At 72.8% G+C, this 23,251-nt stretch carries 23 protein-coding genes and 2 pseudogenes; 15 read left to right on the top strand and 10 right to left on the bottom strand.

Going from position 1 to position 23,251, the window contains the following annotated elements; genetic code table 11:
- The first annotated feature begins 76 nt into the window (after positions 1 to 76).
- From OG956_RS21230 to OG956_RS21210, 5 genes are all read left to right on the top strand, one after another.
- Positions 77 to 1,504, top strand: a complete 1,428-nt coding sequence (locus OG956_RS21230; protein WP_443065585.1) for a diaminopimelate decarboxylase — start codon at positions 77 to 79, stop codon at positions 1,502 to 1,504.
- Positions 1,505 to 1,682: 178 nt separating this feature from the next.
- Positions 1,683 to 2,066, top strand: a complete 384-nt coding sequence (locus tag OG956_RS21225) for a hypothetical protein (protein WP_330339569.1) — start codon at positions 1,683 to 1,685, stop codon at positions 2,064 to 2,066.
- Positions 2,063 to 2,854: a transcriptional regulator gene (locus OG956_RS21220; protein ID WP_330339568.1), complete on the top strand. Its 792-nt coding sequence runs from the start codon at positions 2,063 to 2,065 to the stop codon at positions 2,852 to 2,854. The genes OG956_RS21225 and OG956_RS21220 overlap by 4 nt, the downstream gene beginning before the upstream one ends.
- Before the next feature lie 31 nt (positions 2,855 to 2,885).
- Positions 2,886 to 3,380, top strand: coding sequence for a roadblock/LC7 domain-containing protein (locus tag OG956_RS21215; protein WP_330339567.1), 495 nt, complete (start codon positions 2,886 to 2,888; stop codon positions 3,378 to 3,380).
- Positions 3,381 to 3,390: 10 nt separating this feature from the next.
- Positions 3,391 to 3,765: a hypothetical protein gene (locus OG956_RS21210; protein ID WP_330339566.1), complete on the top strand. Its 375-nt coding sequence runs from the start codon at positions 3,391 to 3,393 to the stop codon at positions 3,763 to 3,765.
- Here the strand turns inward: OG956_RS21210 and OG956_RS21205 are convergent, their stop codons facing one another.
- The 3 genes from OG956_RS21205 to OG956_RS21195 all read right to left on the bottom strand — a co-directional run bounded on the left by OG956_RS21205 (position 3,766) and on the right by OG956_RS21195 (position 6,822).
- Positions 3,766 to 4,350 (bottom strand): hypothetical protein, encoded by a 585-nt coding sequence (locus tag OG956_RS21205; RefSeq protein WP_330339565.1) that lies wholly within the window; start codon positions 4,348 to 4,350, stop codon positions 3,766 to 3,768.
- A 97-nt stretch (positions 4,351 to 4,447) separates the two neighbouring features.
- Complete coding sequence (locus tag OG956_RS21200) at positions 4,448 to 5,317, bottom strand: MurR/RpiR family transcriptional regulator (protein WP_330339564.1); 870 nt, start codon at positions 5,315 to 5,317, stop codon at positions 4,448 to 4,450.
- A complete protein-coding gene (locus OG956_RS21195; protein ID WP_330339563.1) occupies positions 5,314 to 6,822 on the bottom strand; it encodes an aromatic amino acid ammonia-lyase in 1,509 nt (502 codons plus the stop codon). The genes OG956_RS21200 and OG956_RS21195 overlap by 4 nt, the downstream gene beginning before the upstream one ends.
- Positions 6,823 to 6,963: 141 nt before the next feature.
- On the opposite strand from OG956_RS21195, the gene OG956_RS21190 reads away from it, so the two are divergent.
- The 6 genes and pseudogenes from OG956_RS21190 (at position 6,964) to OG956_RS21165 (ending at position 11,306) form a co-directional block, all read left to right on the top strand.
- Positions 6,964 to 7,998: an ABC transporter ATP-binding protein gene (locus OG956_RS21190; protein ID WP_330339562.1), complete on the top strand. Its 1,035-nt coding sequence runs from the start codon at positions 6,964 to 6,966 to the stop codon at positions 7,996 to 7,998.
- On the top strand, positions 7,995 to 8,636 hold the full coding sequence (locus tag OG956_RS21185; protein ID WP_330339561.1) for an ABC transporter permease: 642 nt from the start codon (positions 7,995 to 7,997) through the stop codon (positions 8,634 to 8,636). Before OG956_RS21190 ends, OG956_RS21185 begins: the two co-directional genes overlap by 4 nt.
- A gap of 1 nt (position 8,637) precedes the next feature.
- Positions 8,638 to 9,300 (top strand): ABC transporter permease, encoded by a 663-nt coding sequence (locus OG956_RS21180; protein WP_330339560.1) that lies wholly within the window; start codon positions 8,638 to 8,640, stop codon positions 9,298 to 9,300.
- 16 nt (positions 9,301 to 9,316) lie between these two features.
- Positions 9,317 to 10,249, top strand: a complete 933-nt coding sequence (locus OG956_RS21175; RefSeq protein ID WP_330339559.1) for an ABC transporter substrate-binding protein — start codon at positions 9,317 to 9,319, stop codon at positions 10,247 to 10,249.
- Positions 10,250 to 10,693, top strand: a pseudogene (locus tag OG956_RS21170) (cytosine permease); the annotation flags it as partial.
- Positions 10,694 to 10,879: 186 nt separating this feature from the next.
- A pseudogene (locus tag OG956_RS21165) lies at positions 10,880 to 11,306 on the top strand (hypothetical protein).
- Positions 11,307 to 12,047: 741 nt separating this feature from the next.
- On the opposite strand, the gene OG956_RS21155 reads toward OG956_RS21165, so the two are convergent.
- Entirely contained in the window at positions 12,048 to 13,439 is a 1,392-nt protein-coding gene (locus tag OG956_RS21155; protein ID WP_330339558.1) for a cystathionine beta-synthase, read from the bottom strand.
- A 161-nt stretch (positions 13,440 to 13,600) separates the two neighbouring features.
- On the opposite strand from OG956_RS21155, the gene OG956_RS21150 reads away from it, so the two are divergent.
- From OG956_RS21150 to OG956_RS21140, 3 genes are all read left to right on the top strand, one after another.
- The gene (locus OG956_RS21150) at positions 13,601 to 14,617 is read left to right on the top strand and encodes an SGNH/GDSL hydrolase family protein (protein WP_330339557.1); all 1,017 of its coding nucleotides are present in this window, start codon (positions 13,601 to 13,603) and stop codon (positions 14,615 to 14,617) included.
- Positions 14,618 to 14,753: 136 nt separating this feature from the next.
- Complete coding sequence (locus OG956_RS21145) at positions 14,754 to 15,974, top strand: acetyl-CoA C-acetyltransferase (RefSeq protein WP_330339556.1); 1,221 nt, start codon at positions 14,754 to 14,756, stop codon at positions 15,972 to 15,974.
- A gap of 284 nt (positions 15,975 to 16,258) precedes the next feature.
- On the top strand, positions 16,259 to 17,041 hold the full coding sequence (locus tag OG956_RS21140; RefSeq protein ID WP_330339555.1) for a hypothetical protein: 783 nt from the start codon (positions 16,259 to 16,261) through the stop codon (positions 17,039 to 17,041).
- Positions 17,042 to 17,065: 24 nt separating this feature from the next.
- Here the strand turns inward: OG956_RS21140 and OG956_RS21135 are convergent, their stop codons facing one another.
- The gene (locus tag OG956_RS21135; protein WP_330339554.1) at positions 17,066 to 17,377 is read right to left on the bottom strand and encodes a hypothetical protein; all 312 of its coding nucleotides are present in this window, start codon (positions 17,375 to 17,377) and stop codon (positions 17,066 to 17,068) included.
- Positions 17,378 to 17,476: 99 nt separating this feature from the next.
- On the opposite strand from OG956_RS21135, the gene OG956_RS21130 reads away from it, so the two are divergent.
- The gene (locus OG956_RS21130; protein WP_020940491.1) at positions 17,477 to 17,707 is read left to right on the top strand and encodes a DUF4287 domain-containing protein; all 231 of its coding nucleotides are present in this window, start codon (positions 17,477 to 17,479) and stop codon (positions 17,705 to 17,707) included.
- A 69-nt stretch (positions 17,708 to 17,776) separates the two neighbouring features.
- On the opposite strand, the gene OG956_RS21125 is transcribed toward OG956_RS21130, so the two are convergent.
- The 5 genes from OG956_RS21125 to OG956_RS21105 all read right to left on the bottom strand — a co-directional run bounded on the left by OG956_RS21125 (position 17,777) and on the right by OG956_RS21105 (position 23,209).
- Positions 17,777 to 18,637 (bottom strand): Bax inhibitor-1/YccA family protein, encoded by an 861-nt coding sequence (locus OG956_RS21125; RefSeq protein ID WP_330339553.1) that lies wholly within the window; start codon positions 18,635 to 18,637, stop codon positions 17,777 to 17,779.
- 169 nt (positions 18,638 to 18,806) lie between these two features.
- On the bottom strand, positions 18,807 to 19,985 hold the full coding sequence (locus OG956_RS21120; protein WP_330339552.1) for a 4-hydroxybenzoate 3-monooxygenase: 1,179 nt from the start codon (positions 19,983 to 19,985) through the stop codon (positions 18,807 to 18,809).
- A 200-nt stretch (positions 19,986 to 20,185) separates the two neighbouring features.
- Positions 20,186 to 20,869: a hypothetical protein gene (locus tag OG956_RS21115; RefSeq protein ID WP_330339551.1), complete on the bottom strand. Its 684-nt coding sequence runs from the start codon at positions 20,867 to 20,869 to the stop codon at positions 20,186 to 20,188.
- A gap of 61 nt (positions 20,870 to 20,930) precedes the next feature.
- Positions 20,931 to 22,856, bottom strand: a complete 1,926-nt coding sequence (locus OG956_RS21110) for a hypothetical protein (RefSeq protein WP_330339550.1) — start codon at positions 22,854 to 22,856, stop codon at positions 20,931 to 20,933.
- A 134-nt stretch (positions 22,857 to 22,990) separates the two neighbouring features.
- Positions 22,991 to 23,209, bottom strand: a complete 219-nt coding sequence (locus OG956_RS21105) for a hypothetical protein (RefSeq protein WP_330339549.1) — start codon at positions 23,207 to 23,209, stop codon at positions 22,991 to 22,993.
- Positions 23,210 to 23,251 lie beyond the last annotated feature (42 nt).

The following is a 23,251-nucleotide window of genomic DNA, read 5'->3' as shown; positions in this document are numbered from 1 at the left end:
CACATCCTGTCTTCCTGAATAGAACTAGTCAATACATCGGGGCGCCCCCGTCCGCGCGCCGCGGGTGTTTGGCTGGATGTGCGCGAGACGGAGACGACCGGGCACGAGGGGAAACACGAGGGGAGAGGCCGTGGAGCGGGACCTCGAAGCAGAGGCGCGGGAGCGCGCCGCGCGGCGGGACGAGGCGGTGCGGGCGGCCGTCGAGCAGGGGCTGCTGGGGCCGGACGCGGCGGTGGTCGGGCTGCTGGACGTGACCGGGATCCGGGAGTCGGCGGCGGCGCTGCGGGCGGCGTTCGACGCGGTCGTGCGGCCGGGCACGCCGGTGCTGCACGCCTTCGCGGTGAAGGCGACCCCGCTGGTGCCGGTGCTGCGGCTGCTGCACGAGGCGGGCATCGGCGCCGAGGTGGCGAGTCCGGGCGAGCTGGCGCTGGCCCGCGCGGCAGGGGTGCCGGCCGGCCGGACCGTGCTGGACTCGCCCGCCAAGACCCCGGCGGAGCTGCGGGAGGCGCTGGCGCTGGGCATCGCGGTGAACGCCGACAACCCGCAGGAGCTGGACCGCCTGGACGCCCTGGTCCGCGCGCAGGCCACCGCCCCGCCGCTCGGGATCCGGGTCAACCCGCAGGTCGGCGGCGGCTCGATCGGGGCCACCTCGACGGCGACGGAGACCTCGAAGTTCGGGGTGGCGTTGCGCGACGAGGGCGCGCGCGAGTGGGTCGTACGGGCGTATCTGGACCGGCCCTGGCTGACCCGGCTGCACGCGCACACCGGCTCGCAGGGCATCCCGCCGGCGCTGCTGGCGCGTGGGGTGGCGGAGACGTACGCGCTCGCGGAGGAGATCAACGAGCGGGCGGGGCGGCGGCAGATCGACACGCTCGACATCGGCGGCGGGCTGCCGGTGAACTTCGCCGCCGAGGCGACGGAGCCCTCATACGCGCAGTACGCCCGGCTGCTGGCGGACCAGGTGCCGGGGCTGTTCGACGGGCGGTACGGGCTGGTGACCGAGTTCGGGCGGTCGCTGCTGGCCAAGCAGGGCACGGTGGTGGCCCGGGTGGAGTACGCCAAGAGCGCGGGCGGGCGGCGGATCGCGGTGACCCACGCGGGCGTGCAGGTCGCGACGCGGACCGTGTACGCGCCGGGGGCGTGGCCGCTCAGGATCGCCGCCTACGACGCCAAGGGACGGCCGAAGCCCGGCCCGGAGGTCGTGCAGGACGTGGCCGGGCCGGCCTGCTTCTCCGGCGACCTGCTGGCCGAGGGCCGTGCGCTGCCCCTGCTGGAACAGGGCGACTACGCGGCGGCGCTGGACACGGGCGCGTACTGCTTCGCGCACCACTACGCCTACAACTCGCTTGCCCGGCCGGGCATCCACGGCTTCGTGCCGGACGGTGCGGGAGGCGTGGAGTTCGCGGTCGTACGGGAGCCGCAGACCATCGCCGAGGTGGTGGCGGAGTCCGGCGGGGCGCACGCGGACGCGCTCACCACCCTCGGGGCGCCCGGAAGCCGTTGACGCGCCCCGGCACCCCTCGCACAAATGGATCAACTCGAGCGCTCCAGGGGTTAGTTGACCCACACTAGTACGCCGGACGCATGTTCCACCGGAAATTGCCAAAGGCCTCACATCCCGCGCGCACCGTGCGTAGTGTCACTGTCACTCAGCCGGAGTCCCAGGCGGGAGGGGAGCCACGGTGCCCGGAATCGACGAGTGCCTGTTGGAAGCGATGCGCCTGCCCGGCGCCCGGGGCGCGGCGCTGGTGGACTGGACCAGCGGCCTCGCCCTCGGCACGGTCGGGGAGGCGCCCGGCGGCGATCACGAGACGACCGCCGCCGAGGCCGCCGAGCTGGCCCGGATGGCCGCCGAGCACGGCGCCTTCGCCGCCCACGGCGACGGGCACCCGCCCATCGAGGACGTGATCGTCAGCAACCGCGACAGCTATCACCTGCTGCGGTTCGTGGACACGTCGTTCGACAGCAGCGTCTTCCTGCATCTGTGGCTCGGCCGCGAGGAGGGCAATCTCGCGCTCGCCCGGATCCGGCTGGGCGAGATGGCGGACCGGCTGGTCCTGGGATGACCGCGGTGCAGACGCCTCCGCCGCCGCTGCCGGTGCGGGACACCTCGCAGCCCCGGGCGCTGTCGCCGATGCTGACCCGGCTCGCCGAGGAGCGGGCCACCGGCGTCCTGGTCCGCGAACACGGCACCCTGTACCTCGCCGAGGGCCGCGTGGTGCATGCCGACAGCCCGCTCGCCCCCGGTCTCGACGTGCTCCTCACAGCCCACGGCACCCTCGCGGCCACCGCCTGGCAGCGGGCCGCCGCCGAGGCCTCCGGCCCGCTGCAGGCCGCCGAACTGCTGCTGGAGTCCGGGCTGCTGCCCACCGGCGCGCTGGAGCTGTGCCACCTGGACGCGCTGTACGACGCCGGGTACTTCGCGCTGGCCCCGAGCAGCGCCCCGGGCCGGTTCCGCTACGACCGCGCGCCCCGGCTCGGCCCGTTGCCCTCGGTGCCGGTCGTCGCCCTGGAACGCGAGACGCTGCGCCGCCGGCTGCTGCTGCACCGGCTGTGGCCCGACCCGGCCGCCGACACCGCCCCGCTGATCCGCGCCGACCCGGTGGCCGCCGCGCCGCTCACGCCCCGGCAGCGAGCGGTCCTGGACCGCGTGGACGGCGTCCGCACGGCCACCGCCATCGCCCGGAACCTGGGTCGGCAGGCCTTCCACACCCTGGTCGACGTGCGCCGGCTCGCGGCGGCCGGCCAGGTCGTCCCGCTGCCGACGGCACCCGCCCCGCCGCCCCCGTTCCCGGTCACCGACCCCGACATCGCGCTGCTGAAGAGGCTCAGGGATGCGCTGGAGGCGCTTTGAACGGCACCGCCCCGCCGAGAGGAGAGAGCTGATGGTGTCCGAGGAAGATCTCCAGGCCGTCCTGGACGAGCTGCACCGGCTGCGCAACCGGGTCCCGCAGCTCACCGGGGCCCTGGCGGCCGGCGTCGACGGGCTCGTCGTCGCCCATGACACCCCGGGGGTCGACCCGGAGGGCCTCTCGGCACTCACCGCCGCCGCGCTCGGCGTCGCCGTCCGGATCACCGACGCCACCGGCAACGGCGGCTTCCGGGAACTGCTGGTGCGCGGCGAGCGCGGCTACGTCGCCACCTACGCGGCCGGCCGCACCGCCGTGCTGACCCTGCTCGCCGAGGGCCGGGTCAACGTGGGCCGGCTGCACCTGGAGGGCCGCCGCTCCGGCGCCCGCATCGGGGAGCTGCTCGACGCCGCCGAGGCCGCCGCCCGCACCGCACGCCAGACCGCCCGCACCACACCACCCGCACGCACCCGCACCACCCGCGCGCCTCGCACCACGGCCGCCGAGGCGCGCACCGCAACCGACAGCTGAGAGGACCACCATGGCCAACACCGAAACCGCGCTGAAGGAAGCCCTCACCTCCATCGAGGGCGCCACCGGCGTCGCACTCGTCGACTACACCAGCGGGATGGCGCTGGGCACGATGGGCGGCAGCAAGAGCTTCGACCTGAACGTGGCCGCAGCGGGCAACACCGACGTGATCCGCGCCAAGATGCGCACGATGGAGATGCTCGGCCTCAAGGGCGAGATCGAGGACATCCTGATCACGCTGTCCGACCAGTACCACCTGATCCGCCTGCTCAGGACCCGCGGCGGCAACGGCCTGTTCCTCTACCTGGTCCTGGACTCCTCGCGGGCCAACCTGGCGATGGCCCGGCACCAGCTGAAGAAGATCGAGGCCGAACTGGAGGTGTAGTCACACCAGTTGAGCGGTACGGCGGCGGGCCCCGCCCGGGGCCGCGTCGCCGGCCGCGATGCCCGTGCCGCGCAGGCCCTTGACGGCCTTGCCCGCCGGGTTCCCGCCGCGCCGGTCGAGCCAGTCGACGCGCACCCACAGCAGCGTCTCCGCGGCGCGCTCGCGCCGCCCGATCCAGGCGGCCTTCAGCCGCAGCCCGGTGCCGAGCCCGGCCAGCAGCATGCCGCCGGCCGCGGGCACCGCGAAGGAGGAGCCGAGCGCCGCGGCGAAGGCCAGCAGCAGCCACCAGCGGTGGCCCCGGCGCCAGTTGCGCACGGTCACCGCCCGGTCCTGCAGCACGTCGTACTTGCCCGCGCGGGCCGCGCCGCGGGCGAGGGCGCCGTACCGGCTCCGCCGCGCCAGCACCACCGCCGCCGCGCCCACGAGGAACAGCACGGCCCCGGCGAGCACCCCGGCCCGGCGCCCGGTGACGCCGGACGGCACCGCGCCGATCCCCGCCGCGAACACTCCGAACCACCACAGCGGTGCGGCTCCCGCCCGTACGACGACGGCCACCCGGGCCAGCCCCTGTCCTCCGCGCGCCACGTCAGCCTCCCGTGTCACGTGTCCACCAAGCGCCTGTGTGCGACAGGCACGGTAGCGGCCGAAGGTGAGACGAATCTGAGAGCGGGGCGCCGGAGCGTCACTCCACGAACAGGCCCCGCGCCGCCGCCTTGGCGTCGAACTCCTCCAGCCGGGCCTGCGCGTCGGGCAGGTCGTCGCAGACCGCCTCCAGCAGCACCCGCCCGAGCAGCATCGGCGCGCACGCGGTGTCGAAGGCGAGCCCGGTGCCGACGGCGGCGGGCAGCAGCAGATCGGAGTGCTTGGCGACCGGCGCGAACGCGGAGTCGGCGACCGTGACGGTCGTCAGGCCGACGTCCTTGGCGTAGGCGAGGGTGTCGACGACCTCGCGCGGATGCCGGGGCAGGGCGAAGCACAGCAGCGCGGAGGCGCCCGCGCGGACGGCGCCGTCGATCCGGTCCTGGATCATCGTGCCGCCCTCGTTGAGCAGCCGGACGTCCGGGTGGACCTTGGCGGCGAAGTAGCAGAAGCCGTACGCCTGGGAGGCGGCGGCGCGCAGGCCGAGCACCGGCAGCGGACGGGAGGCGGCCAGGATCCGGCCGGCCTTCTGCACCGGGCGCGGGTCGGCGAGCAGGTCGGCGAGGTGCCTGAGGTTCTCGATCTCGGCCTCGACGGCCTGCTGGTACTCGTTGAAGGCGCCCGCCTCGGCGGCCGGTTCGGCGGGGACGACCTCGCGCAGGTGCCTGCGCAGCGCCGGGTAGCCGTCGAAGCCCAGCGCCACCGCGAACCGGGTCACCGACGGCTGGCTGACCCCGGCCAGCTCGGCCAGCTCCACGCTGGACAGGAACGGCACGTCGGCGGCCCGCCGGACCATGCTGTGCGCGATCCGGCGCTGGGTCGGGGTGAGCCGGTGCCCCTCGAAGAGGGCCTGCAGCCGGTTCGCGGGGCTGTCGGTCGCACCCGTCGCCTCGGTATCCCTGTCCACGCTCATGACGCGCTCCCCCTCCAGATCTCCGTGAACCGGTCGAGCAGTGCGGCCGCCTGTGTCACGTCGTCCGTGAGCGGCCGGTCGGCCGGGTCGGCGTCCAGGACCGACTCGGCGAGCGCGAACGCCCGGCCGGCCGGCAGCCCCGGGTCGGGCCGCAGATCGCGCTGGCGCAGCGCGCGGACGGCGGCGACCAGTTCGCAGCCGACCACCAGACGATACGCACCGCACGCGCGCAGGGTCTGCCGCGCGGCGAGCGAGGCGAAGCTCGCCTGTTCCTCGACGCCCCGGGAGAGTACAGCGTGGCCCAGCGAGGCGGGCGCGGAAAAGGCGCGCAGTTCGCCGAGGGCCGCCCCGGCCGCGTACTCCAGGATCATCACGCCGGAGGAGGCCGGCTGGTGGTCGGCGAGGAAGGGGCGCAGCCGGGTGTAGGCGGGCTCGTTGAGGGTGGACAGGCGGGAGGTGGACAGCCGGGCGACCTGGGTCAGCGCGAGCCTGAAGTGGTCGAGGGCGAGGGCGAGCTGGGCCTGGTAGAAGCCGCCGTGGTGGTAGGCGGTCAGGTCCTCGGGGGAGATCAGCGGGTTCTCGGCGGCCGCGTTGATCTCCACGGTGAGGACCTGCTCCAGGGCGTCGGCGGCGTCGTGCGCGGGGCCGTGGATCTGGGGCAGGCAGCGGAAGCCGTAGGAGTCCTGGATCCGGCCGAGGGGCGGGGCCGGCCGGTCGGCGGCGCCGATCAGCTCCCGCATCCGCCGGGCCACCTCGGTGCTGCCCCGGTGCGGGCGGGCGGCGTGCACGGGCGCCGCGTACGCCTCGTGGGAGCCGTCGACGGCGAGCAGCGACAGGGCCGCGACGACCTGGGTGGCGCCGATGAGCCCGCGCAGTTCGTGCAGGGCGAGCGCGGACTGGCCGAGGGTGAGGGCGTTGCTGCTGATCAGGGCCAGGGCGTCGTTGTTGTCGAGGGGCTGCGGCGCGGGCGCGCCCGCGCCGCGCCAGGGGTGTTCGCCGACGAGCGCGAGGCCGACCTGGGCCAGGGCCGCGATGTCGCCGGTGCCGACGGAGCCGAACTCGTTGACCACCGGATACGCGCCGCTCTTCAGGGCCTCGCACAGGGCGGTGATCACGCCGGGCCTCAGGCCCGCGCCCCCGGCCAGCAGCTGGTTGGCGCGGACGGCGAGCATGGCGCGCACCTGGCGGGCCGGGAGCTGTTCGCCGATGGCGCCGGCGTGGCTGCGCAGCAGGCGCAGGCCGTGGCCGGCGGCGGCCTCGGTGGGCACGTCCTCGTTCCGGTTGGCGCCCACGCCGGTGGAGCGGCCGTAGACGCGCCCGGTGGCGGCGATCTGCCGGGCGGCGTTCCAGGAGTGCTCCACGCGCCGCATCGCGTCGGCCTCCGGCACCGGGTGCGCGCTGCCGTCGGCGAGCCGTACGACGTCGTCGACGCCGAGCCCGGTGCCGTCGAGGATCACCGCGGCCGACTGCACCGGTGCCGGTGCGTCCACGATGCGAGACACCATCACGCCCAAACTCCCCTCAAGTCGGACATCCCGTCTTGCCACTTGGTCATCCGTTACGGCGGATTAACACCAACCCGTTGACAACCTATTCACACACCAAGAACTCTGCATGACGTTATACAGCCGGGCAAGGGACATCTCATGATCCAGTTCGATGCGGTCCACAAGCGCTTCCCCAACGGCACCACAGCAGTCCACGACCTCACCCTGGAGATGCCGGAGGGCGGTGTCACCGTCCTGGTCGGATCCTCCGGTTGCGGCAAGACGACCACCCTGCGGATGATCAACCGGATGGTCGAGCCGACCTCCGGCACCATCCGCGTCGGCGGCAAGGACGTCACCCGGCAGGACGCGGCCGAGCTGCGCCGCTCCATCGGCTACGTCATCCAGCAGGCCGGCCTCTTCCCGCACCGCACGGTGCTCGACAACATCGCCACCGTCCCGCTCCTGCTCGGCTGGAACCGCAGGAAGGCCCGGGCCCGCGCCGCCGAACTCCTGGAAACCGTGGGCCTGGCCCCCGAGGCCGGCCGGCGTTACCCGCACCAGCTCTCCGGCGGCCAGCAGCAGCGGGTCGGCGTCGCCCGCGCGCTCGCCGCCGACCCGCCGGTGCTGCTCATGGACGAGCCGTTCGGCGCGGTCGACCCGGTCGTCCGCACTCAACTCCAGGGCGAACTGCTCAGGCTCCAGAAGGAGTTGAGCAAGACCATCGTCTTCGTCACGCACGACATCGACGAGGCCGTGCGCCTCGGCGACCGGATCGCCGTGTTCCGCACCGGCGGCCACCTGGTCCAGTGCGCCGCACCCGCCGAACTCCTGGCCCGCCCCGCGGACGAGTTCGTGGCCGGCTTCCTCGGCGCCGAGCGCGGTCTGAAGCTGCTCTCGCTGAAGACGCTCGCCGACGTCCCCCAGGGCCCGGCACCGCAAGGCACCGCCTGGAGCCTGGTCCTCGACGCGCGGAACAAGCCCCTCCACTGGGCCTCGCAGGACGCCCGGATCCCCGTACGCCCCCTGAAGGACACCGACTCCCTGCTCTCCGCGCTGAACGAGTCGGTCGCCTCCCCCACCGGGCTGGTCGCCCGCGTCGACGCCGACGGCGTCCTCACCGGCGTCTCCTCCCGCGACGACATCCACGAGCACGCCGGCCGCGCCCACGCCGAAGTGAGGGTGGCCGCATGACGATCGACTGGTCGTGGATATCGGCCCACACCGACGACCTCACCACCCTCACGCTCTCCCACCTCCAGGCCGCGCTCACGGCCGTCGCCCTCGGCCTGCTGATCTCGCTCCCGCTGGCGGTGGTCGCCCACCGCATCCCCCGGCTGCGCGGCTTCCTGCTCGGCGCGTCCAACGTGCTGTTCACGATCCCGTCGATCGCGATCTTCGTCCTGCTGCTCCCGGTCAGCGGCCTGACCCGCACCACCACCGTCACCGGCCTGACGATCTACACCCTGGTCGTCCTGCTGCGGAACACCGTCGAGGGCCTGGACTCGGTCCCCGTGAAGGTGAAGGAGGCCGCGAAGGCGATGGGCACGCGCCCGCTGCGCACGCTCCTCACCGTCGAGTTCCCGCTCGCCCTCCCCGTGATCATGGCGGGCGTCCGGATCTCCACGGTCATGTCGATCTCCCTCGTCTCCGTCGCGACCTACATCGGCGACGGCGGCCTCGGCCAGCTCTTCACCGACGGCTTCCAGCGCGACTTCCCCACCCCGGTGATCGCCGGAGTGGTCCTCACCCTGCTCCTCGCGGTCGTCGCCGACGCGGCCCTGGTCGCCGTCCAGTACGCCCTCACCCCCTGGACCAGGAGGCGAGCCTGAGATGTACGAACTGTTCAAGAACCTCGGGAGGTGGCTGGTCAGCGGCTCCCAGTGGACCGGCCCCGACGGCATCGCGCACCGCCTCGCCGAGCACCTCCAGTACTCCCTGCTGGCCACGCTCATCGCCGCCGCCATCGGCCTGCCGCTCGGCCTGCTGATCGGGCACACCGGCAAGGGCGCCTTCCTGGCGATCAACCTCGCCTCCTTCGGCCGGGCCCTGCCCACGGTCGGCCTCGTCGTGCTGGTCTTCCTGGCCGGCGGCCTGTCGATGCTGCCGGTGTACGTCGCCCTGGTCGCCCTCGCGGTCCCCGCGATCGTCACCAACACCTACGCCGGCATGACCGCCGTCGACCCGGACGTGAAGGACGCCGCACGCGGCCAGGGCATGCGCGGCCACCAGGTCCTGTTCCAGGTCGAGCTGCCGCTCGCGCTGCCACTGATCATGACGGGCCTGCGCCTGGCCCTGATCCAGGTCGTCGCCACGGCCACCATCGCCGCGTACGTCTCCTTCGGCGGGCTGGGCCGCTACGTCTTCGACGGCCTCGCCCAGCGCGACCTGGTCCAGGTGCTCGGCGGGGCGGTGCTGGTCGCCGTGGTCGCCGTCGTCCTGGACGTGGCCCTCGCCGCCCTCCAGCGCATCCTGTTCCGCCACCGCACCGCCTAACCCCCGGGAATCCCCGATGAACCGACGTACTGTCCTCGGCGGCCTGTTCGCGGTCGCCTCCGTCCCCGCCCTCTCCGCCTGCGCCGGCGGCATCACCTCCCTCAACGGCCAGGGCTCCGCCGCCGGCGGCGCCGGCTCCAGCAAGGGCGGAGTCACCATCGGCACGGCCAACTTCACCGAGAACCAGGTCCTCGGCTACCTCTACGCGGTCGCCCTGCAGGGCGCCGGCGTGAAGACGACCGTCCGCCCCAACCTCGGCACCCGCGAGATCGTCATCCCCGCGCTCAGGGGCGGCGACATCGACCTGCTGCCCGAGTACCAGGGCGCCCTGCTCAACTACCTCGCGCCGAAGGTCACCGCCACCGAGTCGGGCGAGATGCAGAACGCCCTCACCCAGGCCCTCCCGGCGGGCCTCCAGGTGCTGCCGTACGGCATGGCGGAGGACTCCGACGCCTTCGTCGTCACCCGCGAGACGGCGCGGAAGTACGGGCTGGCCTCCCTCGCCGACCTGAAGAAGCAGAACGGCAGGCTGGTCATCGGCGCCGCCCCCGAGGTGAAGAAGCGCCAGGTCGGCGCGGTCGGCCTGAAGGACGTCTACGGCGTGGAGTTCAAGGAGTTCAAGTCGCTCGACTCCGACGGGCCGCTGGTCAAGGGCGCGTTGAAGAAGGGCGACGTGGACGTGGCGAACCTGTTCACCACCGACACCGACATCAAGGCCAACGACTGGGTGGTGCTCACCGACCCCGCGCACCTCATACCCAGCCAGCACATCGTCCCGCTGATCGCCGACCGCAAGGCCGACGACACCGTCCGCAAGGCCCTCGCCCGGCTCGGCAACCTGCTGACCACGGCCCAGCTCACCGAGCTCAACCGGCAGGTGGACAAGGACAAGAAGGACCCCGAGGACGTCGCGAACGCCTACGCCCGGCAGCACGGGCTGGTGAAGTAGATGAGCGGCCTGGTGGAACTGCGCTCCATCGACGTCGTCCCCGACGAGGAGCGGCACGGCACGGCCTTCAGCCAGTTCACGCTCTGGCTGGGCGCCAACCTGCAGATCACGGCGGTCGTCACCGGCGCCCTCGCGGTCGTCTTCGGCGGGGACGTCGTCTGGTCGCTCGCGGGCCTGCTGCTGGGCAACCTGCTCGGCGGCGCGGTGATGGCCCTGCACTCGGCGCAGGGCCCGAGGCGCGGTCTGCCGCAGATGATCCAGTCACGGGCGCAGTTCGGGGTGCGCGGGGCGGTCGTACCGCTGCTGCTGGTGATCGTGATGTACGTCGGCTTCTTCGCGTCCGGCAGCGTGCTCGCCGGGCAGGCGGTGGGCGAGTTGACGCACACGAACGACACCACCGGGATCGTGGTCTTCGCCGCCGTCACGGCGGTCACGGCGGCCGTCTACACCGGCCCGCTGGTGGACCGGCTCGGCGGCGCGGACGTCTCCTGGATCGTGGGCCTCGCCGTACCGGCGCTGCTGTACTGGCTGACCGGGCGGCGGAACGCGGCGTACCCGCCCGGGAACCCCGAGGGGAAGAGGGGGGTTGTCCCCAGTGCGCGGGGCGTGAGCGCTCCCTAACGTGGGGGCATGACCGGAGTGGACGGGCGGAACACGGACCTGAGAAAAGAACTCGACGCCACCCTGCAGACCCGCCGGGAGCTGGGCGAGGAGTACGAGACGGCGCTGGTCGACTCCTTCCTGGAGAAGGTCGAGCAGCGGATCGACGACGCGGTGGACCGCCGGGTGCGCCGTCATCTGGCCGAACAGCAGCTGGCGACCGCGCGCGACGCCCGGCGCCCGAAGAACGCCGACACGTGGTCGGAGCGCTTCGGGCTCGCGATCATCTCGCTGGTCCTGGCGATCCCGCTGACCGCCGTGGCCGGCGGGGTCGCGGGGACGGGGGGGGACGGTGGCCGCGTGGGTCGGCATCGTCGGCGTCAACTTCGCCCAGGCGGTGCGGCTCAACCCGGAGCTGCTCACCGGCCGCCGCAACCGCTCCGGCCGCGAGGACTGAGCCCGGCCCGCGCCGGCCGGACCGGGCGGCAGGCCGGACCGGCCTCGAAGCCGCCGGCCCACCGGCCGCGCCGAGCGCCGCTCCGGGCCTGCCGCGTCGAGCGCCGGTCCCGAACAATGTCGCGCCGAGCGCCGGTTCACACCTGCCGGACGGCCGGGCGGGAAGACCGGCGGTTGACGCCTGCCGGGTCGGCAGGACCATGGTCTGGCGGAGGTTGACGGGCCGGGGCCGGCTGGTGGCGTAGGCGACGACGTCCGCGATCTCCGCAGCGGAGAGCCCGCCGATCGTGCCGAACATCGCCTCCAGCTGCCCGGACAGCCCCTGGCGATCGTGGTGTACACGCCGGAACCGGGTTCGCAGACGGTGGAGCGCCTTGCTCTGCCGGGGAGTTGGGCGTCCAGCACCGCTCGCTGACCCCCTCTGGGAAAGAGTTGCGCGGGGACCGCCGCACCCCCGTCTCCGGGGGGCGGGACGACGGCGGTCCCCGCGAGGGACGCGGGCCGGGTCAGGGCCGGGCTGCGCGTCCATGGCGTCCATGGAGGTCCGGGAGCCGCTCCGGAGGTCCTTGGCGCCGTTCGGCGCCGGCCGGGGCGGGGAGCCGCTCCCGCCCTGCCGACACCCACTAATCTGCCGGACCCGTGTTAAGCGGGTGCTGCGCGCACGTGACACGCTCGTACCACTTCCGCGAACCCCGTCTCCCCGCAAGCCGGCGGGATGAACCCGCAGTTCACCGGGGGTTCCCTACTGCTTTCCGCCCTTCGCGAGGAACGCCAGCAGGTCCTGCCGGCTGACCACGCCGGTGGGCTTGCCCTCGACGAGGACGATCGCCGCGTCCGCCGAGCCGAGCACCGACATCAGGTCGCCGACCGGCTCGCCGGAGCCGACCTGGGGCAGCGGGGCGGACATGTGCTTCTCCAGCGGGTCGTCGAGGGAGGCCCGCTTGTTGAACAGGGCGTCGAGCAGCTCGCGCTCCACCACGGAGCCGACGACCTCGGCGGCCATCACGTCGGGGTGCCCGGCGCCCGGCTTGACGACCGGCATCTGCGAGACGCCGTACTCGCGCAGCACCTCGATGGCCTGGCCGACGGTCTCCTCGGGGTGCATGTGCACCAGGGAGGGGATGGTGCCGCCCGCCTTGTCGCTGAGCACGTCGCCGACGCGGGCGCTCGGGCCCTCGTCCTCCAGGAAGCCGTAGTCGGCCATCCACTCGTCGTTGAAGATCTTGCTGAGGTAGCCGCGGCCGCTGTCCGGCAGGAGCACCACCACGACGTCGTCCGGGCCCAGCCGCTCGGCCACCCGCAGCGCCGCCACGACCGCCATGCCACAGGAGCCGCCGACCAGCAGGCCCTCCTCCTTGGCGAGCCGGCGGGTCATCTGGAAGGAGTCCTTGTCGGAGACGGCGACGATCTCGTCGGCGACGGTCCGGTCGTAGGCGGTCGGCCAGAAGTCCTCGCCGACGCCCTCCACCAGGTACGGCCGCCCGGAGCCGCCGGAGTACACCGAGCCCTCCGGGTCGGCGCCGATGACCTTGACCCGGCCGTCACTCACGTCCTTCAGATAGCGGCCGGTGCCCGAGATGGTGCCGCCGGTGCCCACGCCCGCCACGAAGTGGGTGATCCTGCCCTCGGTCTGCTCCCACAGCTCGGGGCCGGTGGAGTGATAGTGCGAGAGCGGGTTGTTGGGGTTGGAGTACTGGTCGGGCTTCCACGCGCCCGGGGTCTCGCGGACGAGCCGGTCGGAGACGTTGTAGTAGGAGTCCGGGTGCTCGGGCGCGACCGCGGTCGGGCACACGACGACCTCGGCGCCGTAGGCGCGCAGCACGTTGATCTTGTCGGTGGACACCTTGTCGGGGCACACGAAGATGCACTTGTACCCCTTCTGCTGCGCCACGATGGCCAGGCCCACCCCGGTGTTGCCGCTGGTCGGCTCGACGATCGTCCCGCCCGGCTTCAGCTCCCCGCTCTGCTCGGCGGCCTCGATCATGCGCAGGGCGATGCGGTCCTTCACGGAACCGCCCGGGTTGAAGTACTCCACCTTGGCCAGGACGGTCGCCTGGATGCCCTTGGTCACGCTGTTGAGCCTCACCAGCGGGGTGTTGCCGACGAGACTGATCATCGAGTCGTGGAATCGCACCGTTGTCTCCGGTTGCTTGCAAAAAGAAATGGTCGTGGTGGTGCAGCCAGCCTAAGGCCAGGTGCGCGGCCGGCGCGGTCGTTCACTCACCGTTGAGATTGGCGCACGGTCGGTACGGGGCAAGGAGTGGGTGTACGGCTACGAGGAGGTGGCGGCGACGCATGACGCGCATGTCGAGGGCGAGAGTGGCCCGGCGCATCGCGGCCGGGGCGGCGTACGGCGGCGGCGGGGTCGGGCTGGTCGGCGCGGCGGCGGTCGGCCTGCTGCTGGCGGAGGTGCGACTGGCCAGACGCCATGTGGGCAACGGCAGCGGCGGCCGGGTTCCGGTCGCCGACGGTGTGTACGGCCACGGGTACGACATCCCGGGTGAGCCCCCGCTGCGTCTGACGATGCTGGGCGACTCCACGGCGGCCGGGCAGGGCGTGCACCGGGCGGGCCAGACGCCGGGCGCGCTGCTGGCGTCGGGCTTAGCGGCGGTGGCGGAACGCCCGGTGGAACTGCGCAACGTCGCTCTGCCCGGGGCCCAGTCGGACGACCTGGACCGCCAGGTCAGCCTGGTGCTGTCCGCCGGGACTCCCGTCCCGGACATCTGCGTGATCATGATCGGCGCGAACGACGTCACCCACCGGATGCACCCGACCCGCTCGGTGCGCCACCTGTCGGCGGCGGTACGGCGGCTGCGTACGGCCGGCGCGGAGGTGGTGGTCGGCACCTGTCCCGACCTCGGCACGATCGAGCCGGTGCAGCAGCCGCTGCGCTGGCTGGCGCGGCGGGCCTCGCGGCAGCTGGCGGCGGCGCAGACGATCGGGGTCGTGGAGCAGGGGGGACGGACCGTGTCCCTCGGGGACCTGCTGGGCCCGGAGTTCGAGGCGAATCCGCGGGAGCTGTTCGGCCCCGACAACTACCACCCCTCGGCGGAGGGTTATGCGACGGCGGCGATGGCGGTGCTGCCGACGGTGTGCGCGGCGCTGGGCCTGTGGCCGGAGGAGGAGCGGCCGGACGTGACGCGCCGCGAGGGCTTCCTGCCGGTGGCGCGGGCGGCCGCCGAGGCGGCGTCGGAGGCGGGCACCGAGGTCACGGCGGCCATGCCGACGGGGCCGCGCGGCCCGTGGGCGCTGCTGAAACGGCGCCGGCGGCGCCGCGTGCCGGAGGCCGAGCCCGCCCGGCCGGCCCCGTGAACCACGGCCAGGCGCCAAGCAAGCGCTTAGTAAATTGCGGTCAGTGTCACACCGCCACACCGGTGACCTGGCCCATACGTAGCGGTAACTTCCCAACCGGCCCTGCCCGAAAAGCAAACCGTCCACTGGAGCCGTGATGCCCGAAGCCGTCATCGTCTCGACCGCCCGCTCCCCCATCGGCCGCGCCTTCAAGGGCTCCCTCAAGGACCTGCGCCCCGACGACCTGACCGCCACGATCATCCAGGCGGCACTCGCCAAGATCCCCGAGCTGGACCCGAGGGACATCGACGACCTGATGCTCGGCTGCGGCCTGCCCGGCGGCGAGCAGGGCAACAACCTCGGCCGGATCGTCGCCGTGCAGATGGGGATGGACCACCTGCCCGGCTGCACGATCACCCGCTACTGCTCCTCCTCCCTGCAGACCTCCCGTATGGCCCTGCACGCGATCAAGGCCGGCGAGGGCGACGTCTTCATCTCGGCCGGCGTCGAGACGGTCTCCCGGTTCGTGAAGGGCAACTCCGACAGCCTGCCGGACACCCACAACCCCTTCTTCGCCGAGGCCGAGGCCCGCACCGCCGCCGTCGCCGAGCAGGAGGGCACCACCTGGCACGACCCGCGCGAGGACGGCCTGGTGCCGGACGCGTACATCGCGATGGGGCAGACGGCGGAGAACCTGGCCCGCTGGAAGGGCATCACCCGCCAGGAGATGGACGAGTTCGGCGTGCGCTCGCAGAACCTCGCCGAGGAAGCCATCAAGAACGGCTTCTGGGAGCGCGAGATCACCCCGGTGACCCTGCCCGACGGCACCGTCGTGTCCAAGGACGACGGCCCGCGCGCCGGCGTCACCCTGGAGGGCGTCGCCGGCCTCAAGCCGGTCTTCCGCCCGGACGGCCTGGTCACCGCCGGCAACTGCTGCCCGCTCAACGACGGCGCCGCCGCCGTCGTCATCATGAGCGACACCAAGGCCCGCGAGCTGGGCCTGACCCCGCTCGCCCGGATCGTGTCCACCGGCGTCTCCGGTCTGTCCCCCGAGATCATGGGCCTCGGCCCGGTCGAGGCGAGCAAGCAGGCCCTGGCCCGCGCCGGCCTCACCATCGACGACATCGACCTGGTCGAGATCAACGAGGCCTTCGCCGCCCAGGTGATCCCCTCCTACCGCGAACTCGGCATCGACATCGACAAGCTGAACGTCAACGGCGGCGCCATCGCCGTCGGCCACCCCTTCGGCATGACCGGCGCCCGCATCACCGGCACGCTCATCAACTCGCTGCAGTGGCACGACAAGCAGTTCGGCCTGGAGACGATGTGCGTGGGCGGCGGCCAGGGCATGGCGATGGTCATCGAGCGCCTCAGCTGACGCACGGTCGGTAGCGAACCGGACACGTTACGTCGGGGAACGGCCCAGAACCGAGGAGACTCCGGAGTTCTGGGCCTTTCCGTGATCCAATCTCCCCCAGGATGTGACCTATCTGACTCACCGCCCGCATCGGTGCAGGTCAGGGCAGGTCAGCGCAGCACACGACACACCCGGGAAGCCAAAGCCCTGTCCGGTTCGTGACGTTACGCACTGACAGTTGCATAGTCCGCCCTTCAAGCTGAGGTAGGAAGTCGGGGGTCGACTTTGAACCTGGGAGTACGTCAGTGAGCGCCATGCCGATCGCCCTGCTGCTCACCACGGCCGCCACGGGCGCCGTGGGCGTCGCCGTCCTGCGCACCGTTCTGAAGCTGCGCCGCCAGCTGGCGGAGCTCCAGGCCCAGCTCGCCGAGAACCAGGCGGCCGCCCTGGGCGCGCTGCTGCCGAACGCCCGCGGCAGCGCCGACACCGACCGCATACGGGCCGCGGTGGCCGAGGCGCTCGCCGAGGAGCGGGAGCGCGAGCTGGCCGAGGCGCGTGCCTTCTGGGCGGCGCAGGAAGCCCGTGACGCCTCCGACACGCCGACCCTGCTCGGCCTGCCCGAGCACGACGTGTTCCTGCCCCGGCAGGCCGACTTCGCCGGTCTGGAGCCGGTGTCCGAGCCGACCGCCGAGGCCGACGAGTTCGCCGGGGAGTCCCCGGAGCTGGCCGCGGCCCGCCGCCGCCACCCCTCGCACCCCGACTTCGTCCCGGTGCAGTCGCCGGCGGTGAACGACCACGAGCGCACCGTCACCATGCTGGAGCAGCTGTCCGCGCAGCGCGTCGAACTCGCCGACGTCCGTCCGGGCCCGCTCGGCACCCTCGACGTGTACGTCTTCGCCGACGGCACCACCCTGTGCATGACCCCGGGCCACCGCGAGACCGCCGAACGCCTGGCGGCGGCGGTCGAAGCGGGCGAGGCCCCCTATCTCCTGGGCGGCTCCGGCATCTCCGGCGCCTACACCCTGACCTTCGCCTGCGGCGAGGACATGGTCTTCATCCTGGCGGACCGGGTCATCGCGTCGCTGTAAGGGTTCTTCACCGCGGGGCCGGCCTCAGACCCCCGCCCGCTCCCGCGCCTCCTCCACCATGCGCACCGCTTCGGCGACCTCGTCGTCGCTCTGCAGCACCAGCGCCAAGTCGTGGGCGGCCACGAGGATTTGGTCCGCCACGGCGAACATTCCCGCGTCCGGCATCTGACGGGCCTCCGTCCCGGGCTCCTCGACGGCCTGCGCCCACCGTGCCAGTTGCCTGGCCAGCGCCAGCGCCTCGGCGGCGGCGCCGCGCTGGAGCCGGCTCTGCGGCGCCGCGCGCAATCGGTCGGCGAAGTGATCCACGGCTCGGTTCAAGGGCGTCGTATCAACCACGCGCCGAGCGTAACGCGCCGCACTGTTGCCAATACGCGAACGCTCAGGCACCGTGACGTGAAGGACCGGCTTACATCCCCTTTGCGTTCGGAGGCGCCGATGTCCCAGCTCTTCTCGGAGGAGACCCACCGCAATCTGCTCGCCCGCATCCCCCACTGCACCGGTCGCGAAGTCTCCGACTGGCTGCGCACCGTCGAAGAAGGCCCCGCCCTGTTCCGCTTCGAGGAGAAGGTCAGCTGGCTCCGGCACGAGTACGACCTCGCGTACGGCCACGCGAAGGCGATCGTCCACGAGTACGACCTGAGGAGGGCAGCGCGCAAGCTGCTCTAGACGCGGAAAGGGCCCCGGAGCGGAACTCCGGGGCCCTTTTCGCGAGCTGCCTGACGACCGGCGTGTGCGCTAGTCGTTGTTGGTGAAGATCGCCACCAGGCGCAGCATCTCCAGGTAGATCCAGACCAGCGTCACGGTGAGGCCGAACGCGGCCAGCCAGGACTCGTTGCGCGGGGCGCCGTAGGCGATGCCGTCCTCGATCTGCTTGAAGTCGAGGGTCAGGAAGAACGCGCCGAGCACGATGGCGACGATGCCGACGAGCGCGCCCAGCGGGCCGAAGCTGCGCAGGCCGCCGTCCTCGGCGACGCCGAAGGCGACCAGCAGCAGGTTCACCGCCATGACCGCCAGGAAGGCCAGCGCGATGGCCATGCCGACACGGGCGTAGCGGGCGGTGACGCGGATCCAGCCGGCCTTGTAGACCAGCAGGGTCGCGGCCGAGACCGCCATGGTGCCGAGCACCGCCTGGAAGGGGGCGCCGCTCCAGCGGCTGTTGTACATCTCGCTGATGACGCCGAGGAAGACGCCCTCGAAGGCCGCGTACCCGAGGATCAGGGCGGGCGACGGCGTGCGCTTGAAGCTCTGGACCATCGCCAGGACGAACGCGACGATCGCCGAGCCGATGGCCAGGCCGTAGCTGGTGGCCGTGACCGGCAGCAGCGCCCAGGCGAGGACGGCGCCGACGGCGACGGTGCCGAGCGTGATGGCCGAGCGGACGACGACGTCGTCCATCGTCATCCGGTCGGTGGTGACCGGGGCCTGCGGCGGGGCGCCGTGCTGAAGGTCCTGCTGCGCGTACGGGTTCTGGGCGTAGGGGTTCTGCGCGTACGGGTTGCCCTGTGCGTACCCGGCCTGCGGTGCGGTGTGGAAACCGGCGTAGCCGCCGGCGCGGCTGAACCCCCGTCGCGAGAAGACCGGGTTGCTGCTCCTCATTTCACTCCTCCATGGCTGCCGTGCGCAGCCTTGGCTCAAGAGTAATGGATTGGTAAAGGACCGATCGTCGTCCTTCAGGAGGATCTTTCCTTCACCGTGCTGCGCAACACGCTACGTGAGCCGGTGATTCCCGGCCACGGTTGATCGCATTCCCTGACGAACCTGCGACCTAACCGTCGAGGGGGAATCCCGTGTACGCCTCCGCCAGGTCGGTCGCGGCGGCGCGGGAGGTGGCGATCCGGTCCAGCCGGGCCAGTTGGAGGCGGGCGTCGAAGGGGGTGGCGTCCGGGGCCGGATGGAGCATCGTCGTCATGTCGCAGGAGAACCGCTCGGCCTGCCAGACGCGGCGTAGGCAGGTCGCCGAGTAGGCGTCGAGCAGCTCCGCCGAGCCGGTCTCCTTCTCGTGGGCGAGGGCGCGGGCGAGGGTGACGACGTCGCCGACGGCGAGGTTCAGCCCCTTGGCGCCGGTCGGCGGCACGATGTGGGCGGCGTCGCCGGCGAGGAGGAGCCGGCCGTGCCGCATCGGCTCGTGCACGAAGGAGCGCATCGGCGTGACCGACTTCTGGGTGATCGGGCCGCGTTCCAGCCGCCAGTCGTCGTCCGTCTCGAACCGGCGCTCCAGCTCGTCCCAGATCTCCTCCTCGCTCCAGTCGTCCGCCTTCGTGTCGGCGGGCACTTGGAGGTAGAGGCGGGACACGGAGGGCGAGCGCATGGAGAGGAGGGCGAAGCCGCGGTCGTGGCGGGCGTAGACGAGTTCGTCGTGCGAGGGGGCGACGTCGGCGAGGATGCCGAGCCAGGCATAGGGGTACGTCCGTTCGAACGTGCGGGACAGGGCGGCGGGGAAGGCCTTGCGGGTCACGCCCCAGAAGCCGTCGCAGCCGACGGCGTAGTCGCACTCCAGCACGTCCTCGCGGCCCTGGTGGCGGAACCGGACGCGCGGCCGGTCGCCCTCGGCGCCCTCCACGGCCAGCGCCTCGGCCTCGAACAGCAGCGGTCCGCCCTCCTTGAGCTGAAGGGCGATCAGGTCCTTGCAGACCTCGGTCTGGGCGTACACCATCACCGACCGGCCGCCGGTCAGGCCGGGGAAGTCGACGCGGTGCCGGCGCCGGTCGAAGCGCAGCTCGATGCCGTCGTGCCGCAGCCCCTCCCGGTCCATCCGCTCCCCGGCGCCGGCCGCGCGCAGCACATCGACCGTGCCCTGCTCCAGGATTCCGGCGCGCTGCCGATGTTCCACATAGGCACGGTCGCGGCTCTCCAGGACGACCGAGTCGATGCCGGCACGGTGCAGCAGCCGCGCGAGCAGCAGTCCGGCCGGCCCGGCTCCGATGATGCCGACGGTGGTGCGCATCGGTACGTCCCTTCGGGGTCGACTCTACGGCGTTCGTCAGGTGAACTTTTGTTCATTGAGTTCTGCGCGCCGAGTCTGCGCCGGAGGGCATCCGATGTCAATGGGTCCGAGGCGCCTGCGCGGGCGCGCAAACGGCCGCCCGCCGGCTCCTCGAGGGGCGTCTCGGAACCGGCGGACGGCCGTGCGCGGCGGCGGGGCGGTCAGTGCCCGGGCCAGCCGTCCAGGTGGCGGTGGAGGGTGACCGTGGGCTGGGCCTTGGCCTTCGGCGCGTGGGCCACCGCGTCCCGCAGGACCGCGCTCACCTCGCCCGCCAGGCCGTCGACGCGCTGCTTCAGCTCGGCCGCCGGCAGCGTGGAGCGGGTCAGCGCGTCCAGCCGGCGGTGGATGTCGGCGAGCTTCTGCCGGGCGCCGGCGTCCAGGGTGAGCGGGGCCGGGGTGGAGACGACGAACTGGTAGGCGCCGGCGAGGGTCTGGCAGCCGGTGCACTCCTTGTTGGCCGCGTCGCTGAGGTTCACGGCGTTCAGGTGGGTGCGCTCACCGGCGAAGGTGACGATCTGGAAGGACAGCGCGACGGACCGGCAGTGGTCGTCGGCCGAGCAGCCGGTGGAGACGGCGTTGGCCTGGTTGCGCACCCCGGCCGCGTTCACGGTGCCGAACTGGCGGATCGTGAAGGAGTCCTCGGCCCGCGTGTGGTGGGCCCGGTCGGCGTGGCTGAAGACGTGGTCGGACGCGAACGCCGCGTGCGCCGTGCCGGTCAGGGCCTGCGCCGGTACGGCGGTGGCGGCGCCGGCGACTCCGGCGGCTCCGGCCGCGAACAGGCCCATGCGCAGGGCGTGCCGGGCGAAAGGATGGTTGCTGGAGCGTGCCTTGCGGTGGCTGCTCATGGGGTCTCCGTACATGGTTCGGGCGGCCCGCGCGGGCCGGAGAAGTGTGGCTGATGCGGTGTCAGGAGGACGCCGGTGCGGGCGAGGCGTCGCTCGGCGCCGCCGTGGGGCTCCCGGTCGTCGACGCGGGGACGCTCTCCGACGGGGTCGGGGAGGCCGGGGGCCCGGGGTCCTGGCTGGTGGGCGGGGTGGGATCCGCGGTGGCGCCGCCGGAGGACGACTCCGGCCGGTGGGATCCGGATCCGGTCGGCGCGCCCGGCGTCGCCGGCCGCGACGCCGACGACGGGAGCTCCGCCCCGGACGCGCTCGCCGAGGCGCCGGGCGACACCGCGGCCCCCGGCACGGAGGCGGAGGCTCCCGGCACCGCCGACGGCGACACGGAGGCGCCGCCGGTGCCGGGTCCGCCGTGCCCGTCGTGGCCCGGGGTCGAGGCGTCCCTCGGCGAGGGCGCCTCGGTCGGCACCCCGGGCTGCAGGATGGGCGCGATCGGGGGCTTCTTCGGCAGCGGCCTCGGGGTCATGCCGGACACCCAGGCGTAGGAGAGCCCGGTCAGTCCGGCGAGGGCGAGCACGCACAGCGCGAGGCGCAGCCGGGGCCGTCCCGCGGTGGAGCGCTTCGCGGCCCGCAGCAGCCGGCCGCCGATCTTCACGGAGAGATAGACGACACCGGCCATCGGGCACAGCAGCATCACGCTGCCGATCACCCCGACCAGCCCGGCGACGATCTGCCCGTGCGCGAACGCCGCGCCGGTGCCGAGGAGTTGCTCGGTGAGCGAGCGCACCATGGTGGTGAGGATCCGGGGCAGGTTCCACAGCGCGTAGCCCATCTCGCCGGCGATCAGCGGCACCATGGTCAGCACCCAGCCGGCCACGATGGTGCGCGCGGACCGCTTGAGCCCGGCGACCTCCGTGCGCGCCGCCCGGCCCTTGGCGCCGGGCACGAGCGAGAGCAGGATCGGCTTGATCTTGCCGTAGAGATCCGGCACTCCGGCGAGGTCGCCGAGGATGTAGTAGCCGTCCAGGCGGACGGCCGGCATCAGCTGTTCCAGGATCTCGAAGTGCCCGAGGTAGACGGCGGCCAGGAAGAACTGCGCCCCGGTCGCGAAGTAGGCCCCGGCCATGGCGAGCATGAAGACGACGTTGAAGTACACCCCGCCGAGGTCCGTGCGCAGCCGGCCCCCGCGCGAGATCCGGTAGACGTCGGTGACGTCGGTGTACATCGACGGCCAGATGAGGAACAGCCCGCAGCCGATGCAGCCGGGCCGGGCGCCGCCGTACCGGCAGGCGGAGGCGTGGCCGAACTCGTGGAAGACGAGCGAGGCCACGGTGAGCCCGAAGACGATGAGGATCAGCACCGGCTGGTCCAGGACCTCCAGCACCGGCTCGATCGCCCCGAAGAAGCCGAACAGCCAGACGTCCATCGCGAGCGCCGCGAGCAGGACCGCGGCGACCACGGCCGGGCGGTGCAGCCAGGCCAGGGCCCGCGCGATCCGCCCGGTACGGCGCTCGTCGAAGATCACCCGGTGGCCCTTGAGGGCGAGCAGCAGGTCGGAGCGCGGGGCGTCGACCTCGTCGTCCTCCTGGCCCTCGGGCACGGTCACGCCGAGCGGCTGGAGCTTGTTCTCCAGCAGGTAGCGGACGTTCTCGGCGCTGACCTCGCGGCCGTAGCGGGCGCTGACCCGGTGGGCGATCGTCTCGGCGTCGCGGATCCCGTCGACGGACGACGCCACCAGGTACAGCAGCCGCGACAGCTGCACGACCTGCCCGTCCCCCCGACGGGCGATGTACTTCGGCTCGGTGAAGCCGGAGCCCTGGTACTCGCCGTGCAGCCGCAGTCCCGCGCTGAGCCGCGGCGCCGGCCGGACCGGCGCCGCGACGGCCGGCAGACTGCCGGTCGTCACCTGCTCGTACGTCACCGGCCAGCCGCCGGGCCCGGGCACCGGACCGGTGTCGTACAGGGCGTCGGCGCCTTCGTCGAGCACCGTCATCCGTGGTCTCCCCCCACGCTGTTCCCCCCAAGCCCCACGCTGTTCCCCAAGCCCGCGCATGTCCCCCCAAGGCCGCGGGGCGGACGCCCCGCACGCGTGCGATTCGCCCCGCGGCCGTTGGCGCGGTGGTGCCGTTACTGCTTGACGCTGATCGTCTGCTGGGCCGACGACCCGGTGTCCGACCACGAGGAGTGGTCGTTCAGGGCGGCGGACTCGTTGTGCGCGTCGATGTTCGCGACGTGCTTGGTGACGGTGACCGTCTTGCCGAAGCTGAACTTCAGCCGGCCCAGGGCCTCACGGCCCGGCAGCAGCTCCGCGGACTCGCCGTCCAGCTCGCGCATGTCCATGCTCATGGTGGTGTGGTTCCTTTCGTGGTGGTCGGTCGGTGCGCGCGG

The sequence above is a fragment of the Streptomyces sp. NBC_00557 genome (genome assembly GCF_036345995.1).
Taxonomy (GTDB): domain Bacteria; phylum Actinomycetota; class Actinomycetes; order Streptomycetales; family Streptomycetaceae; genus Streptomyces.
Note: the sequence above shows the minus strand (reverse complement) of the source record. Positions and strands in the feature narration are given on the sequence as shown.

Coding starts and splice junctions, on each gene's coding strand:
- OG956_RS21190 (WP_330339562.1), top strand. CDS start 6,964: ATGATCCAGTTCGATGCGGTCCACAAGCGCTTCCCCAACGGCACCACA.
- OG956_RS21150 (WP_330339557.1), top strand. CDS start 13,601: ATGACGCGCATGTCGAGGGCGAGAGTGGCCCGGCGCATCGCGGCCGGG.
- OG956_RS21125 (WP_330339553.1), bottom strand. CDS start 18,637: ATGAGGAGCAGCAACCCGGTCTTCTCGCGACGGGGGTTCAGCCGCGCC.
- OG956_RS21185 (WP_330339561.1), top strand. CDS start 7,995: ATGACGATCGACTGGTCGTGGATATCGGCCCACACCGACGACCTCACC.
- OG956_RS21210 (WP_330339566.1), top strand. CDS start 3,391: ATGGCCAACACCGAAACCGCGCTGAAGGAAGCCCTCACCTCCATCGAG.
- OG956_RS21220 (WP_330339568.1), top strand. CDS start 2,063: ATGACCGCGGTGCAGACGCCTCCGCCGCCGCTGCCGGTGCGGGACACC.
- OG956_RS21195 (WP_330339563.1), bottom strand. CDS start 6,822: ATGGTGTCTCGCATCGTGGACGCACCGGCACCGGTGCAGTCGGCCGCG.
- OG956_RS21115 (WP_330339551.1), bottom strand. CDS start 20,869: ATGAGCAGCCACCGCAAGGCACGCTCCAGCAACCATCCTTTCGCCCGG.
- OG956_RS21175 (WP_330339559.1), top strand. CDS start 9,317: ATGAACCGACGTACTGTCCTCGGCGGCCTGTTCGCGGTCGCCTCCGTC.
- OG956_RS21145 (WP_330339556.1), top strand. CDS start 14,754: ATGCCCGAAGCCGTCATCGTCTCGACCGCCCGCTCCCCCATCGGCCGC.
- OG956_RS21120 (WP_330339552.1), bottom strand. CDS start 19,985: ATGCGCACCACCGTCGGCATCATCGGAGCCGGGCCGGCCGGACTGCTG.
- OG956_RS21230 (WP_443065585.1), top strand. CDS start 77: ATGTGCGCGAGACGGAGACGACCGGGCACGAGGGGAAACACGAGGGGA.
- OG956_RS21105 (WP_330339549.1), bottom strand. CDS start 23,209: ATGAGCATGGACATGCGCGAGCTGGACGGCGAGTCCGCGGAGCTGCTG.
- OG956_RS21200 (WP_330339564.1), bottom strand. CDS start 5,317: ATGAGCGTGGACAGGGATACCGAGGCGACGGGTGCGACCGACAGCCCC.
- OG956_RS21215 (WP_330339567.1), top strand. CDS start 2,886: ATGGTGTCCGAGGAAGATCTCCAGGCCGTCCTGGACGAGCTGCACCGG.
- OG956_RS21130 (WP_020940491.1), top strand. CDS start 17,477: ATGTCCCAGCTCTTCTCGGAGGAGACCCACCGCAATCTGCTCGCCCGC.
- OG956_RS21110 (WP_330339550.1), bottom strand. CDS start 22,856: ATGACGGTGCTCGACGAAGGCGCCGACGCCCTGTACGACACCGGTCCG.
- OG956_RS21180 (WP_330339560.1), top strand. CDS start 8,638: ATGTACGAACTGTTCAAGAACCTCGGGAGGTGGCTGGTCAGCGGCTCC.